The sequence below is a fragment of the Azospirillum cavernae genome (assembly GCF_003590795.1).
Classification (GTDB): Bacteria; Pseudomonadota; Alphaproteobacteria; order Azospirillales; family Azospirillaceae; genus Azospirillum; species Azospirillum cavernae.
In genome coordinates this window covers 1517395-1531906 of record NZ_QYUL01000001.1, presented here as the reverse complement: position 1 = coordinate 1531906, position 14512 = coordinate 1517395, and the positions used below count along the sequence as shown (strand labels likewise).

Here is a 14512-nt window from a genome sequence, read left to right as displayed (position 1 = left end):
GGCGACCGCTAAGGCCGCCCATACCTCAGGGCATCGCAAACTCCCATGAACACCCCGAAGAATCCGGTGCGGCGCGCCGCCATCGCCGCCGCCCTGTTGGCTGTGACCGCTGGCCATGCCGGCGTCTGGTCCTGGCGCAACGCGCCGACGGCGGTGGAGGCCGAACCAGGCCGCATCGAATCGGTGTCCTACTCCCCCTCGGGCCGCGATTACGACCCGACCCATTCCCCTGTCGTCGCGCGGGCCGATCTGGAAAAGGACATGAGCGCCATCGCCGGTTTCGCCGACGGGGTGCGCACCTACTCCACGCTCGGCTCGCAAGGGCAAGCGGCGGAGATCGCGGCGGCCAAGGGGCTGGATGTGACGCTCGGCGTCTGGCTGAGCCGCGACGCCGCCCGCAACGAGCAGGAGGTCGCCCGCGCCATCACCCTGGCGAAGAGCGTGCGCGGCGTCCGGCGGATCGTCGTCGGCAACGAAACCCTGCTGCGCGCCGATCTGACCGACGCCGAGCTTGCCGGGTTCATCACGCGGGTGCGCGCCGCCGTGCCGCGTTCGATCAAGGTCGGCACCGCCGACGTCTGGTCGGAGATGGTCAAGGCGAACGCCACCGTCGCCGCGTCGGACTTCATGGGCGTCCATGTCCTGCCTTATTGGGAGGGCGTGCCCGCCGACAAGGCGCTGACCTGGATCCGCGACCGTCTGGACAGCGTGCGCAAGGCTCATCCCGGCAAGAAGCTGTTCGTCGGCGAGGTTGGTTGGCCGTCGGGCGGGGAGAATTTTCACGACGCCTACCCGACGCCGCAGGCCCAGGCCGCCGTCGTGCGCGGCTTCGCGGCGGAAGCCGGGGCGCTGGGGATTGATTACAACGTGGTCGAGGCGTTTGACGGCGTGTGGAAATCCACCATCGAAGGCTCGCCCGGCCCAAGCTGGGGCGTGCTCGACGCCGACCGCGCGCCGAAATGGGCGATGTCGGGGCCGGTCGGCCCGTCTTATGGCGATCGGGTCGGCGCGGGCGTGGCGCTGGCGGTTGGGTTGGTTTTGTCGGCTCTCGCCGTCTTCCGGCGGCGCAGCAACGGGGCCTTCGCGCTGGCGGCGGCGCTGGGCGGCAACGTCATCGGTTTCGCCGTCGGCGGCGCGGTGGCGGCGGCCTATGGCGAGTATCTGACCTTTGGCGCGCTCACCACTTGGGGATCGGCCTTCGCGCTGGGCGCGCTGATGATGGGCGTGGCCTTCGCCGATCTGGCCGACGTCGCCCGTCGTCTGCTGACCGGGCGGGCGCCGGAACTGCTGCCCCGCGCCCCGCGCGCCAGCGGTTACGCGCCGATGGTCTCCATCCACGTCGCCGCCTGCCGCGAGCAGCCCGACGTTCTGGCCGCGACGCTCACCTCGCTCGCCCATCTCGACTACCCGAATTACGAGGTCGTCGTCCTGGTCAACAACACCGACGAGGAGCGTCTGGTCCGCCCGGTGGAGGAGCTGTGCGCGGCGCTTGGCCCGACCTTCAAGTTTCATTGGTACAAAAAAATCTCCGGCTTCAAGGCGGGCGCGCTGAACGCGGCGCTGCGCCACACCGACCCGGCGGCCTCGGTCATCGCCGTGCTGGACGCCGATTACACCGTGTCGCGCGACTGGCTGTCGAAGCTGGTTCCGGTCTTCGCCGATCCGTCGGTCGGCATCGTCCAGGCTCCGCAAGAACACCGCGACGGCCATGAAACCGCGCTGAAAGCGGCGATGACCGCCGAATACCGGCCCTTCTTCGACGTCGGAATGCAGGATGGTTTGGCCAGCCAGGCCTTCATCTGCCACGGCACCATGATTATGCTGCGCCGCGCGGCGATGGAGCGGGTGGGCGGCTGGTCGGAAGCGGGCATCTGCGAGGACACGGAGCTTGGCCTGCGCATCCTGTCGGCGGGCTACCGCGCCGCCTACACCGACGAACGGCTGGGCGAGGGGCTGGCCCCCGACAATTTCACGCAATTCCGCAAGCAGCGCGACCGTTGGGTCTTTGGCTCCACCCAGATCGTCCGGGCGCATTGGCGGAAGTTCCTGCCGCAGGCCGTCGGCGGCGAAGCCGGGCTGTCGGCGGGACAAAAGCTGGGCTATGTCGGCAACTGGATCCGCTGGTGGTCGGACGCGGTCGGCGTGATCGCCGCCGTCGCCGCCGTGACCTGGACCTTCGCCGCGCTGGTTCTGCCGCTGCATCTGCCGCCGGTGGCCGCGACCGCCGCCGTGCTGGGCGCGCTGGTCCTGCGCGCCGGGTCGAGCCTGCTGGCCGCCCGCTACGCTTCGGGCAACCGTTGGGGGGAGAGCGTCGGGGCCTGCGCCGTCGGCATGGCGCTGTCCACCACGGTGGCGCTGGCCGCGCTGCGCGGCGCGGTGCGGCGCAAGGACGCCTTCCGCGTCACCGCCAAGGGGGGCAAGCGCGGGCAAAGCCGCTTCTGCGCCCGTCCCGAAGCCATCCTGTCGGCGGCGCTGGTCGCCGCGTCGCTGACCGCCGCGCTGGTCAACCCGCTGGGCACGCTGTCGCTGCAACTCTGGGCCATCCTGCTCGCCGCGATGGCGGTTCCCAACCTGATGGCGGTTGGTTTCGCCATCCACGACACGCTGCCGGACCGCAAGCCGCGCGCCGTGTCGGCTCCGGCTCCTCAGGCGGAACCGGCGAGGGCCGGGTCGCAGGCGCTGGCGGCTTGATCGGATCATCATCGAATTGTTCGACACCCCCGTCCGCAAGGGCGGGGGTTTGTTGATTCCACTCATGGGAAAGGGGGCTTTGCCGGGTCTCTGCTGTTTTCCAACACAAGGTGTGGGTTATAAGATTGCGTGGCGAGCGAAGGTTTTTGTCGCCGCCGCGCTCTCCCACCATCCGTCGAGCCATACGGCGGCCGGCCCTTCCAACCAGGATGTCCTTCGCTATGCATGACCGTCCGCAAAATCTGCTCTATGCTCTGGACGAGCGCCCGCCGGCGCGCGTCACCGCCGTTTTGGCGATGCAGCACATGGTGCTGGGGCTGATGATGATTATGTACCCGGTCATCATCGCCGCAGAGATTGGCATGGACGGCGCCGCCGCCAGCGGCTTCATCACCACGGCGATTTTGGCGGTTGGGTTGGGAACGATTCTGCAAGCCTCGTCCTTTGGCAGCGGCTTCTTGGCGGTGTCCTTGCCGAATCCGCTTCTGGTGCCTGTCTTCATCGCCGCCGCGCGGTCGGGCGGGGTGGGGGCGGCTTGCGGCACGGTGGCGGTCAGCGCGGCGATGCAGCTTGGTCTGGCGAAGCTGTTGCCCCGTTTGCGGTCCTATCTGCCGCCCGAGGTGTGCGGCGTCTCCGTCCTGATGCTTGGCGTTTCGATGGTCCGAGGGGCTGGGGAGCGGGTGGTCGGCTATTCCCCGGCAACCCAAACGGTGGATGCCCGGGCGATGGCCGTGGCTGGGGTGACGCTGGCGGTCATTGTCGGGCTGTCGATCTGGGGCAAGGGAAGGACGCGGCTGTACGCCATGCTGCTTGGTTGCGCGGCGGGCTATGGGCTGGCCATGGGGGTGGGTTTGGTCGACGATCATGGGTTGGCCAGGGTGGCCGAAGCGCCGCTTCTGGCGCTGCCGGTTCCCAGCTTTCCCAGCCTGTCAATCAACGTCGAAGCGCTGTTGCCAATGATTGTGGTGATGCTGATTTCGGTGATGGATGGGGTTGGTTGCATCATCACGTTGGACAAGATGAACCGGGCGCATTGGTCGCGCACCGATATGCCGAAGGTCAGCCGGGGGGTCTTCGTCGAGGGCGTGGCCAGCCTGACCAGCGCCCTGTCGGGTGGCGTCAGCGTTGGTTTTTCATCGGCCAACATCGGTTTGGAGTTCGCCAGCGGCGTAACCTCGCGGGTGGTCGGCTTCGCGGCGGGGGGCGCGTTGGTCGCCGCCGCCTTCGTGCCGAAAATCACCGCCGCGCTGATTCTGATGCCCGCCCCGGTGATTGGGGCCGTGCTGATCTACACCTCGGCCTGTCTGATTACGGCGGGCATGGATCTCATCATGTCCCGCCTGCTGAACGACCGCCGCGCCATGGTGGTTGGGCTGTCGGTGATCCTGGGCGTCAGCGTGACCGCGTTGCCCAGCCTGTATGATGGCGCGCCGGGTTGGATCGCGCCGTTGTTCCACTCCGAGGTGACGGTGTCGGCCTTGGCGGCGCTGCTGTTCAATGTGCTGTTCCGCATTGGCCTCACAGTGCGGGCGTCGCTGACTTACGACGCGCGGACCATGCGTTCGTCGGACCTGCATGATTTCTTCGACCGGCAGGGCCGGGCCTGGGGCGCCCGCCGCGAGGTGATGGCGCGCGCGGTCCTGGCGACGTTGGAGGCCATTGAAATCATGAGCTTCGAGGGGGTGGCGCAGGGGCCGGTGCAGATCGAGGCCAGCTTTGACGAGTTGAATCTTGACATTCTGTTGCGCTATCGCGGGGCGGCGCTGGTGGTGCCGAATGAAGCGGTCGACGTCGCCGCTCTGCTTGACGGCGATGACGGCAGCGTGAACCACCATATGCGGCTGGTTGCGGCGCGGCTGATCGCCCGGTCGGCGGATCGCGTCGTTCCATCGTCCAAGGGGGCGGAGAGCCAGCTTTTGCTGCACTTCGCTCATTGATCGGGTGAATGGTTTGATCGGGTGAAGCGCCGTTTTGTGGTTGGCGGCAAGCTTATGGAATCGCTGGAGGCCATCGCCCACGCGCGTCTGGCCATCGCCAACCCGAAAGCGGCGGGGTAGGGGCGTCAGTCGAACCCGAAGCGTCGGCTGCGTTCCTGGTCGTTGACGAAGACCGCGTGAATGCTGTCGCGGAGCTTGCTCAGGCTGATTGGTTTGACGACATAGCCGTTGACGCTGTGCTCCTTGGCAAAGCGAACGTTGGCGATGTCGGCGTCGGCGGTCAGAAAGATCACCGGCGTTTCATCAATGCCCTTCACCGGGATGTTGCGCACCCCGCGCAGGAACATGCGCCCGTCCATTGGCGCCATGTGGATGTCGCAGAACACGATGTCCGGTCGCGTCCGCACCAACTCCATCAGCCCATCCTTGCCGTTGGCGCTTTCCGAAATCGAGCGGACGCCGATGTCCTTCAACACCTTGCGGATGAGTTGGCGGGTGAAGGCGTCGTCTTCGACCACCAGAATGCGGAGTTTGGCGAAATCAACGGTGGTCATGCTTCAGAATCCGGCTTCACAACGGCAAGGGTGGGAGGAAAAAACCTCGGATTGAGGCGGTCGCTTCGGTCAATTCATCATGGGTTGGCGTCAGCAGGCTGGCGAGCAGGGCGGCGGTGTCGAAATCGCCCGCGTCCAGGGCATCCTGGGCATCGGACGCCAGTTGGCCAAGCCGCGCGGCCCCGATTGACAGCGAGGAGCCTTTCAAGGTGTGGATGGCGTCGCGCGCGGCGTCCGCGTCCTTCGTCTCCAACGCGGTTGTCGTCTTCTGGATCAATCCCGGCGTCAGCGCCAGGAAATCATTCAGGAAGCGCATTGCCGCCGGATCGTCGGGCGCAAAATTCTGCGCCAGTTGAGCCAGATCGAAAATCGCCGGATCAATGTCGGCGTCGCTCCATCGCGGGGTCGCGGTGGGAGCCGTCGTCGTCGTTTCGGCATGGCGACGCAAGCTCTTGGCGTGGGGCAGGAAACGGTCGAGCGTGTCGGCCAGCAGCCTGGAATCAATGGGTTTGGTCAGGTAGCCGTCCATTCCCGCGTCCATGCACCGCTGGGCGGTGCCCGACAAAGCGTCGGCGGTGAGCGCCACGATGGGCAGACGCCCGCCGCCGTCCGGGGGGAGGTGCAGTTCCCGTTCCCGAATCGCGTGGGTCAAGGCGAAGCCGTCCATCTCCGGCATGTGAAAATCGGTGAGCAGCAAGCCGTAACGGCCCGGCTGGTGGAGCGCCAGCGCCTGGGCGCCGTTGTCGGCGATTTCGATGGCGTAGCCACGCTGATTCAGCATCCGGCGAATCACGGTCTGGTTGATCGGGTTGTCTTCGGCCACCAGGATCAGCGCGCCCGCCGCCATGGCCGCGTCGATGGATGGCGGCTCCCAGCCTGTTGAATCAAGGTCGCGGCGCGCGGCGCGCCGCTCCAGATCGGCCCGACCCAACGCGGCGGCCACCGCCTGCCACAACCGGCGGCGGCGCAACGGCAGGGTTAGGGTGCAGAACAGGCCGATGCGGTTGGCTTCGTCCAGGGTCGAGGCGAGCGACCGGGAGGTCGCCAGCATCACCGATGGTTTTGCGGCCAGCTTGGCGGTGATGAGGCTTTGGCCATAGGCCAAAGCGGTCTCGCTGTTTTCTTCCGCGTGCAGGATGACCACAGGCCCGTGCGACGGGCTGTCTTGGCGATTGGCGGCGGTCAGCGCGGCCACCGGATCGTCTTCGTACCCGATCCAGGTGACGGCGTTGACGCCGGCGCTGCGCAGAATGCCGGCCAGCGCGGCGCGCCCGTCTCCGGTGAAGCCGACCGCCACCACGACGGCGTCGTCTATGGCGATGGCGGGAACCAACGGCTCCGGCGCCACCATGGTGAAGGGAACCTCGAACCAGAAGGTTGATCCTTCGCCATGGACGGAGTTGACGCCGATGGCGCCGCCCATCATGTCGCACAGCCGGTGACAGATGGTCAGCCCCAGTCCGGTGCCGCCGAAGCGGCGCGATGTCGAACTGTCCGCTTGCTGGAATGGCTGAAACAGTCTGGCGCTCTGCTCCGCCGTCAAGCCGATGCCGGTGTCGGCGATCTCAAACCGCAACCGCGTGTGGTCAGCGGCGCTGGACAACGCCCGGACGCGCAGCGAAACGCCGCCAGTTTCGGTGAATTTGATCGCGTTGCTGACAAGGTTGACCAACACTTGCCGCAGCCGCGTCGGATCGCCCAGCAGTCGGTCGGGCGTCTGTTCCCCGATGTCGACGATCAGGTGAAGGGCCTTTTCCTCGGCCCGTCCGGCGACCAGTTCGGCGGCCTCCTCGACCAGATCGGTCAGCGACAGCGGGATCGCTTCGATCTCCAGCTTCCCGGCTTCGATTTTGGAGAAGTCGAGGATGTCGTTGATGATCGTCAGCAAGGATTGCGCGGACGCGTTGATGACCTCGATCATGCCGTGCTGGTCGTCGGTCAGATCGGTCTGGTCCAGCATCTCGGCCATTGCGGTGACGCCGTTCATCGGCGTGCGGATCTCGTGGCTCATCACGGCCAGGAAAGAGGATTTCGCTCGCGTCGCCTCTTCGGCTTGATCGCGGGCGACCCGCAGATCCTCGGCCTGGGCGTGCAACTGATGGGTTCGTTCCTCGACCCGTGTTTCCAGTGTGCGGTTGTGCGCGCGGATTTGCGCCATCAGCACGGAAAAACCCATGCCGAGGATGCCCGTGATTAGGATGTATTCCTGGGCATGAACCATCGTCAGCCCGGTGGGCAAACCACCGAACGGCTCGCGGCCAAGACCAACGGCGGTGGCGACCGCCATCGACAGAAGGGCCACCGCCAAGGCGGTCCAACGCGGATGGCAGCGGGTGGCGATGTAAAGCAGCGACGGCAACAGCAGAGTCGGCGTGATGGTCGCGCCGAAGACGTCGCCTTGCCGGGCCGAAAAGACCAGAACAACCAGGGCCAGGGTGAGGATGGCCATGAGCCAGTCGCCACGCCGGAGCGCGCCAATTCTCCATCCGCGCGCCTGTCCCAACGCCAGAAACAGGGGGGTGAAAATCAGCAGGCCGAGAGCGTCGGCAAACCACCACAGGCGCGCGACCTCCAGGAAGTTTGCGCTTTCCCCGCTGTCCAGCATGATGACCACGGCCCCGAGCAACCCGGCGACCACGGCCCCTCCCAAAGGAGCCGACAGGATGAAGCGGACAATGTCACGGGTGGTGGAAAGCGTTTCCGAGACGCCAAGGCGACGGCACAGCCAATAGGCGATGATTGGCTCGGCGATGTTGACGAACCCGCCATAAACCGCGACGGAGAATGAGTTTTCCGGCAAAACGCCGATGGTTTCGGCGATCAACGCCAGCAGGGCGAACAGCCACCCGCGCTGTCCGCGATAGCGCAGAAGCGCGCTCAGCAGGACGGCGTTGGGCGCCCAGACGATGGCGGTTCCGTCGGGCATGGCGGTGGCTATAACGCAGAATTTTGTGAGAAGGCCAACAAGAGAAAACACAATAAAGAAAGAAAATAAGGTTGGGCGTTCCATTGTGGTCATTGGATGTCCTGTAAAATAAAAATTAACGTTAAATCAGCAGCAATTTCAACGGCTTTGTCTAAGGAACCATGGGGCGCCCCCGCCTCATAATTTGCACTGTTGTCCGTGAATCATTCGGGTTTCGCGCAATTTTAAGAATGGCGATAAAATTATACATTTTCAACCGCATTCATATCCTGTGAACCGGCATGGGTGGTTTGACCGAACCGAATGAGCGGCTCCACCGATCATAATTCTCCACTGGCGTCCTCCCCCCATCGCGGCCATATAATCAGTTCTTGTTCCGTACCCACCATCTTGGACCGATCCGCGCCATGGCCAGCCCCGTCCTGTCCGCCATCCCCGCCAAGTCCTTCGCCAAGCTGGAGGCCGGAAAACAGTTCGTCATTGTCTCGGATTACGTCCCAGCGGGCGACCAGCCGCGCGCCATCGGCGAATTGACCGAGGGGTTGGGCAACGGCGAGCGGGATCAGGTGCTGTTGGGCGTCACCGGGTCGGGCAAGACCTTCACCATCGCGCACGTCATCCAGACGGTGCAGCGGCCAACCCTGGTGCTGGCGCCCAACAAGACGTTGGCCGCCCAGCTTTACGGCGAGATGAAGAGCTTCTTCCCCGACAACGCGGTGGAGTATTTCGTCTCCTATTACGACTATTACCAGCCGGAAGCCTACGTCGCCCGCACCGACACCTACATCGAGAAGGAATCCTCGATCAACGAGCAGATCGACCGGATGCGCCACGCCGCCACCCGGTCGCTGTTGGAGCGCGACGACGTCATCATCGTCGCCTCGGTGTCCTGCATCTACGGCATCGGTTCGGTCGAAACCTATTCGGAAATGACCTTCGACCTGCGCAAGGGCGAGGTGATTCCCCAGCATGACCTGCTGCGCAAGCTGACCGAGCTTCAATACAAGCGCAACGACGCCTCCTTTGGCCGTGGCCTGTTCCGCGTGCGCGGCGACACGGTGGAGATCTTCCCGGCCCACATGGAGGATCGCGCCTGGCGTATCTCCCTGTTCGGCGAGGAGATCGAGTCGATCCATGAAATCGACCCGCTGACCGGCGAAAAGCTGGCGGCGCTGGAGGCCGTGCGCGTCTACCCCAACAGCCACCACGTCACGCCGAAACCGACGCTCAATCAGGCCATCGGCGAAATCAAGAAAGAGCTGAAATTCCGGCTGGAGGAGTTCAACGCCCAAGGCAAGCTGCTGGAGGCGCAGCGGCTGGAGCAGCGCACCATTTTCGACATCGAAATGATGGCGGCGACCGGGGCTTGCGCGGGCATCGAAAACTACTCGCGCTTTCTGACCGGCCGCGCGCCGGGCGAGCCGCCGCCGACCCTGTTCGAGTATCTGCCCGACAACGCCCTGCTGATCGTCGATGAAAGCCACGTCATGGTGCCGCAGATCGGCGGCATGTACCGGGGCGACCGCGTGCGCAAGGAAACGCTGGCCGAATACGGTTTTCGCCTACCCAGCGCCAAGGACAACCGCCCACTGAAGTTCGAGGAGTGGGAGGCGATGCGCCCGCAGACGGTCTTCGTCTCCGCCACCCCCGGCCCGTGGGAGTTGGAACGCACCGGCGGCGTGTTCAGCGAGCAGTTGGTCCGCCCGACCGGCCTGATCGACCCGCCGGTCATCATCCGCCCCACCGAAACCCAGGTCGATGATTTGATCGGCGAGTGCAAGGAGGTGGTGGCCAAGGGCTACCGCATCCTCGTCACCACGCTCACCAAGAAGATGGCGGAGGCGCTGACCGAATACATGCATGAATCCGGCTTGCGCGTCCGCTACATCCATTCCGACGTCGAAACGCTGGAGCGGATCGAGATCATCCGCGATCTGCGGTTGGGCGCGTATGACGTGCTGGTCGGCATCAACCTGTTGCGCGAGGGGCTGGACATCCCGGAATGCGCGCTGGTGGCGATCCTCGACGCCGACAAGGAAGGTTATCTGCGCTCAAAAACCTCGCTGATCCAGACCATCGGGCGGGCGGCGCGCAACATCGAAGGCCGGGCGATCCTCTACGCCGACAAGATCACCGACAGCATGAAATACGCCATCGACGAGACGGCGCGGCGGCGCGAGAAGCAGACCGCCTACAATCTCGAACATGGCATCACGCCGGAATCGGTGAAGAAGGCCATCGGCGACATCATGGAAAGCGTCTATGAGCGCGGCGACCATGTGACGGTGAAGACCGGGCTGAACGCGACCGAACTGGTTGGCCACAATCTGAAAAGCGTCATCGCCGATCTGGAAAAGCGCATGCGCGCCGCCGCCGCCGATCTGGAATTCGAGGAAGCGGCCCGCCTGCGCGACGAGCTGCGCCGGTTGGAAGCGATGGATCTCGGCCTGGAAGCCCCCGGCAGCATCGGCATCAGCAGCGCCCGCCAGGGCCGGGGCATTCCCGAAGGCGCGCCGAAAAAGCAGGGCCGTCGGCGCAAGGGGCCGTGAGATTGCAGGGGCGTGGCCCCCTCCCTCCCGCTTCGCGGGTCCCTCCCTCCCCCGCCTGCGGCGGTGGAGGGCAATCAGGCGCTGGCTCCCTCTCCCGCGCCCGCGCGGGGGAGGGTTGGGGAGGGGGCCGGTTTTAAGAGAGCCGCCGCTCACTCCTGCCCGGACATGTCCTCGATCAACGCCTTGGGCAGCTTGAAGACGACGTTTTCCGTCGCCGTGCGCAGCTCTTCCACCGTCACGTCGAACCGCGCGCGGGCGGCGTCGATGACCTCCTCGACCAGGATTTCCGGGGCTGAGGCGCCCGCCGTGATGCCCAGGCGGCGGATGCCGTCCAACGCCGCCCAATCAATGTCGCTGGCCCGCTGCACCAGTTGCGCCGCCGGGCAGCCGTGGGTCTTCGCCACCTCGACCAGCCGTTTGGAGTTGGACGAGTTCGGCGCGCCCAGCACCAGCAGCGCGTCCACCTTGGGCGCGATGGCCTTCACCGCCGCTTGGCGGTTGGTGGTGGCGTAACAGATGTCTTCCTTCTTCGGCCCGGCGATGGCCGGAAAGCGGGCCTGGAGCGCGGCCAGAATGTCCGCTGTTTCGTCCACCGACAGGGTGGTTTGCGTGGCGAAGGCCAGATTGTCCGGGTCGGCCACCGTCAGCGTCGCCACGTCGGCGACGGTTTCCACCAGGACCACCGCGCCGTCGGGCAATTGCCCCATGGTGCCGATCACCTCCGGGTGTCCGGCGTGGCCGATCAGCACGATCTGGCGGCCGTCGTTGAAATGGCGTTCGGCCTCGCGGTGGACCTTGCTGACCAGCGGACAGGTGGCGTCGAGATAGAACAGGCCGCGCGCCTCCGCCGCCTGCGGCACCGATTTCGGCACGCCATGGGCGGAAAACACCACCGGCACGCCGTCCGGCACCTCCGACAATTCATCGACGAACACGGCGCCCTTGGCTTCCAGGCTTTCGACGACGAAGCGGTTGTGCACGATCTCGTGCCGCACATAGACGGGCGGGCCGTAACGGTCCAGCGCCGTTTCGACGATCTGGATCGCCCGGTCCACGCCGGCGCAGAAGCCGCGCGGGGCGGCGAGAAGGATCGTCAGGGATGCTGGGTTGGTCATGTCGCTCTCGGGGCCGCCGTTGCAAAAACTGTCACAAGAAACAAAGCCGTCGCATGGCCTTGTGCCGGTTGCGCGGGATCTCTAAAGTCAAAACCACACTCTTTCGATCCAACCGATCAGGCCGAACCGATGGACCGCCGCCGCGACCCTAATACAGCGACCCCCTCCCTGAAAAGCCTGGCCCTGAAAAGCCCGGCCCGGAAAAGCCTGCGCGCGTTGGTCGTTTTGGCGACCGCCGCCGTTGGCCTGTCCGCCTGCTCCGGCATGGGGTTGGGGCCGAAAGACCCGGCGGAGGCGCTGCTCGCCTGCCCGAAGGTCTCCATCATCCGCGATTTGTCGGAGGTGACGGTGCTGCGCCCCGGCGGGCGCGACCTGACCGATCTGGAATCGCGCGCGGCGCTGGCCGATTTTTCGGGCAACTGCGAATACACCAGCACCGGCGTGACGGTGAACGTCAACGTCTTCCTGATCGCCGAGCGCGGCCCGGCGATGAAGAGCGACATCGCCAAGTACCAGTATTTCGTCGCCCTGGCCAAGCCGGACGACAGCATCGTCTCCAAGGTGTATTTCGACACCGACGTGACCTTCCCCGCCGGTCAGCCGCGCGCGGGCAGCAAGGAAGAGCTGGCGCCGAAGATTCCTCTGCCCAAGGACGCCAACGCCAAGGATTGGAAGGTCTATCTGGGTTTCCAGTTGACGCCCGAACAATTGGCCTTCAACCGCGCCCAGTTGAAACGCTGACCGCCGTTTTTCGCTTTTCGCCAACCACCCGTAGCCAACCGCCAAGGGAGTGTTGAATGGTCCAGCCCGTCGTCGCCGCCAAGGAACCCTTCACCGTCGAGATGGAGGCTGGCAAAACCTATTACTGGTGCCGCTGCGGCAAGAGCGCCAAGCAGCCCTTTTGCGACGGCAGCCACGCCGGAACCGGCTTCGAACCGATGAAGTTCGCCCCGGCCACGACGATGAAGGCGCGCTTCTGCGGCTGCAAGGCGACCAAGAAGCCGCCCTTTTGCGACGGCAGCCATTTGGATTTGAAGTGATGTGAAGGGGGGCGTCCGGGTCGGGACGCCCCTTTCTTAGCCAGCCCGTGCGCTGGCCTGCGACTAAATCACTCTTAAAATTTAAGGTTATCCATATTCTGGGTGCTTCACATCCTGTTATGCTGGGTTGTGTTGAGCGTATTAGGCCGTCGCCTTTTCGTGCAATTCAATCTTTTTCATTGACGGGAGTGGGATTCATGAAGGGAATTTTCGCAGCTTTGGTTGTGTCTGGGCTGTCGTTGGGCGGATGCGCGTCGATAACCGCTGGCACAACACAGGCCGTGGCTGTGAACACTCCGCCAAAGGACGGCGCCGAGTGCAAGCTCATCAATGAGAAAGGGAGTTGGTCCATTCCAAAAACTCCCGGTTCAACCACTGTCACCAAGGCCTATGGCGATTTGGCCGTGTCTTGTGAGCATGCGGATGGATCAAAGGGCGCGGCATCCGTTCAATCGGCCACGGCGGGCGCGGCGTTCGGCAATATTATTGCTGGCGGCATTATTGGGGCGGCGGTCGATATGGGGTCAGGGGCGGCCTACACCTATCCGTCAACGGTCGTGGTTTCTTTGTCGCCACCGTCTCAACCGGGACCAATCGTTGCGGTTCCGCCACAGGCGAATCGTCTTGGTCGCGATGAGGCAGAAGCCCGCTTGAAGGATTTGGCGTCATTGAAGGCAAAAAAGCTTATCACGGAGGCGGATTATCGGACGAAGTCACAAGAGATCTTAGGGCAGATGTGATCTTGACGGGCTTTTATGGCTGCAAGGCGACCAAGAAGCCGCCCTTTTGCGACGGCAGCCATTTGGATTTGTGATGTGAAAAGGGGCGTCCGGGTCGGGACGCCCCTTTTCGATTGTCAGCCGACCTTGCTCGCCGAGAACCAGGAAGCGAGGCTTTGGCCGAAAAGCGTTAGGGCTTGGTTCGTGGTTTGAAGCGTGCGGACATCGACGTAGTCGCTAGTGCCATTGAGATAGACAATGTCGGACAGACCCGAGGCGAGAGTTCCGGTGGTTGCGGCTTGCGAAACCGCTGCCGAGTTCCGGTTGCCGTTTTTGAAGATTTCGGTCTGGATGATGCCCCCGGCGGGGACCGACGCATAGGCCAAGCTGGCGTTGATTTGGTAGTAGCCCGCAAGGTTGGGCAAAAACCATTTGTTGACCGTGTCGTAGCCATTGCCGATGTTGAAGTCGATGTTGGCGATGTTGATCTTGGTCCAGCCCGAGGACACGGGTATCGTCTGATTGGCTCCCAAATAGGCTCGGCAGATCACAGGGTTGGTGAGTGGTGGCGTCAGATCGCTCAACGCCCGCTCATCCACGATCACCGCGTTGGTGATCGCGTCGGTCGTTGCCTGAAGCAGGACGCGGGCGACCGGCAGTTTGCCCGAGGGAATGGCGGGCGGCGTCAGGCTGTTGGCGGCGCCGGTGACGATGGACGCGGCGCCGGTCGAACGGTCGATCACCACACGGTCGATGCGGAAGCCCGACGAGGGCGGGGCGAAGGGGCCGACATTCTGCGCGTTGACTTCGGTCAGGGTCGTGCCGCTCAGCAGAAAGCCGGGATCGAGCGCCAGCGTCAGATTCGGCGTGACCTGGGCGTGCGGGGCGAAGGGGCCGACGATGCGCTGGGCCACGGCCCAATTCGTGGCGGATTGCGACAGGTCGGTCGGGTTGAAAGTCTGGACAGCCATGGAGACGCTC

General features: G+C 64.6%; 10 protein-coding genes. 6 read left to right on the top strand and 4 right to left on the bottom strand.

From position 1 onward, the window contains the following. Positions 1 to 45: 45 nt before the first annotated feature. Together D3877_RS07015 and D3877_RS07010 are read left to right on the top strand one after the other, a co-directional pair. Positions 46 to 2691, top strand: coding sequence for a glycosyltransferase (locus D3877_RS07015; protein WP_119829952.1), 2646 nt, complete (start codon positions 46 to 48; stop codon positions 2689 to 2691). Positions 2692 to 2912: 221 nt separating this feature from the next. Next, positions 2913 to 4628 (top strand): uracil-xanthine permease family protein, encoded by a 1716-nt coding sequence (locus D3877_RS07010; protein ID WP_158599799.1) that lies wholly within the window; start codon positions 2913 to 2915, stop codon positions 4626 to 4628. A gap of 125 nt (positions 4629 to 4753) precedes the next feature. Here D3877_RS07010 and D3877_RS07005 read toward each other — a convergent pair whose 3' ends face one another. Continuing rightward, positions 4754 to 5182 (bottom strand): response regulator, encoded by a 429-nt coding sequence (locus tag D3877_RS07005; RefSeq protein ID WP_119829950.1) that lies wholly within the window; start codon positions 5180 to 5182, stop codon positions 4754 to 4756. 16 nt (positions 5183 to 5198) lie between these two features. Further along, entirely contained in the window at positions 5199 to 8192 is a 2994-nt protein-coding gene (locus D3877_RS07000) for an ATP-binding protein (RefSeq protein ID WP_274379623.1), read from the bottom strand. A gap of 323 nt (positions 8193 to 8515) precedes the next feature. Here D3877_RS07000 and uvrB point away from each other — a divergent pair, with 323 nt between their 5' ends. Further along, the gene (gene uvrB, locus D3877_RS06995) at positions 8516 to 10657 is read left to right on the top strand and encodes an excinuclease ABC subunit UvrB (RefSeq protein ID WP_119829948.1); all 2142 of its coding nucleotides are present in this window, start codon (positions 8516 to 8518) and stop codon (positions 10655 to 10657) included. 149 nt (positions 10658 to 10806) lie between these two features. Here the strand turns inward: uvrB and ispH are convergent, their stop codons facing one another. Then, entirely contained in the window at positions 10807 to 11772 is a 966-nt protein-coding gene (ispH, locus tag D3877_RS06990) for a 4-hydroxy-3-methylbut-2-enyl diphosphate reductase (protein ID WP_119829947.1), read from the bottom strand. 129 nt (positions 11773 to 11901) lie between these two features. On the opposite strand from ispH, the gene D3877_RS06985 reads away from it, so the two are divergent. The 3 genes from D3877_RS06985 (at position 11902) to D3877_RS29315 (ending at position 13552) form a co-directional block, all read left to right on the top strand. Further along, complete coding sequence (locus tag D3877_RS06985; protein ID WP_238474761.1) at positions 11902 to 12513, top strand: hypothetical protein; 612 nt, start codon at positions 11902 to 11904, stop codon at positions 12511 to 12513. 56 nt (positions 12514 to 12569) lie between these two features. After that, a complete protein-coding gene (locus D3877_RS06980) occupies positions 12570 to 12812 on the top strand; it encodes a CDGSH iron-sulfur domain-containing protein (RefSeq protein WP_119829946.1) in 243 nt (80 codons plus the stop codon). 197 nt (positions 12813 to 13009) lie between these two features. Then, on the top strand, positions 13010 to 13552 hold the full coding sequence (locus tag D3877_RS29315; protein WP_147395096.1) for an SHOCT domain-containing protein: 543 nt from the start codon (positions 13010 to 13012) through the stop codon (positions 13550 to 13552). Between the two features lie 116 nt (positions 13553 to 13668). Here the strand turns inward: D3877_RS29315 and D3877_RS06975 are convergent, their stop codons facing one another. Further along, positions 13669 to 14502, bottom strand: a complete 834-nt coding sequence (locus D3877_RS06975; protein ID WP_119829945.1) for a hypothetical protein — start codon at positions 14500 to 14502, stop codon at positions 13669 to 13671. Positions 14503 to 14512: the final 10 nt, after the last annotated feature.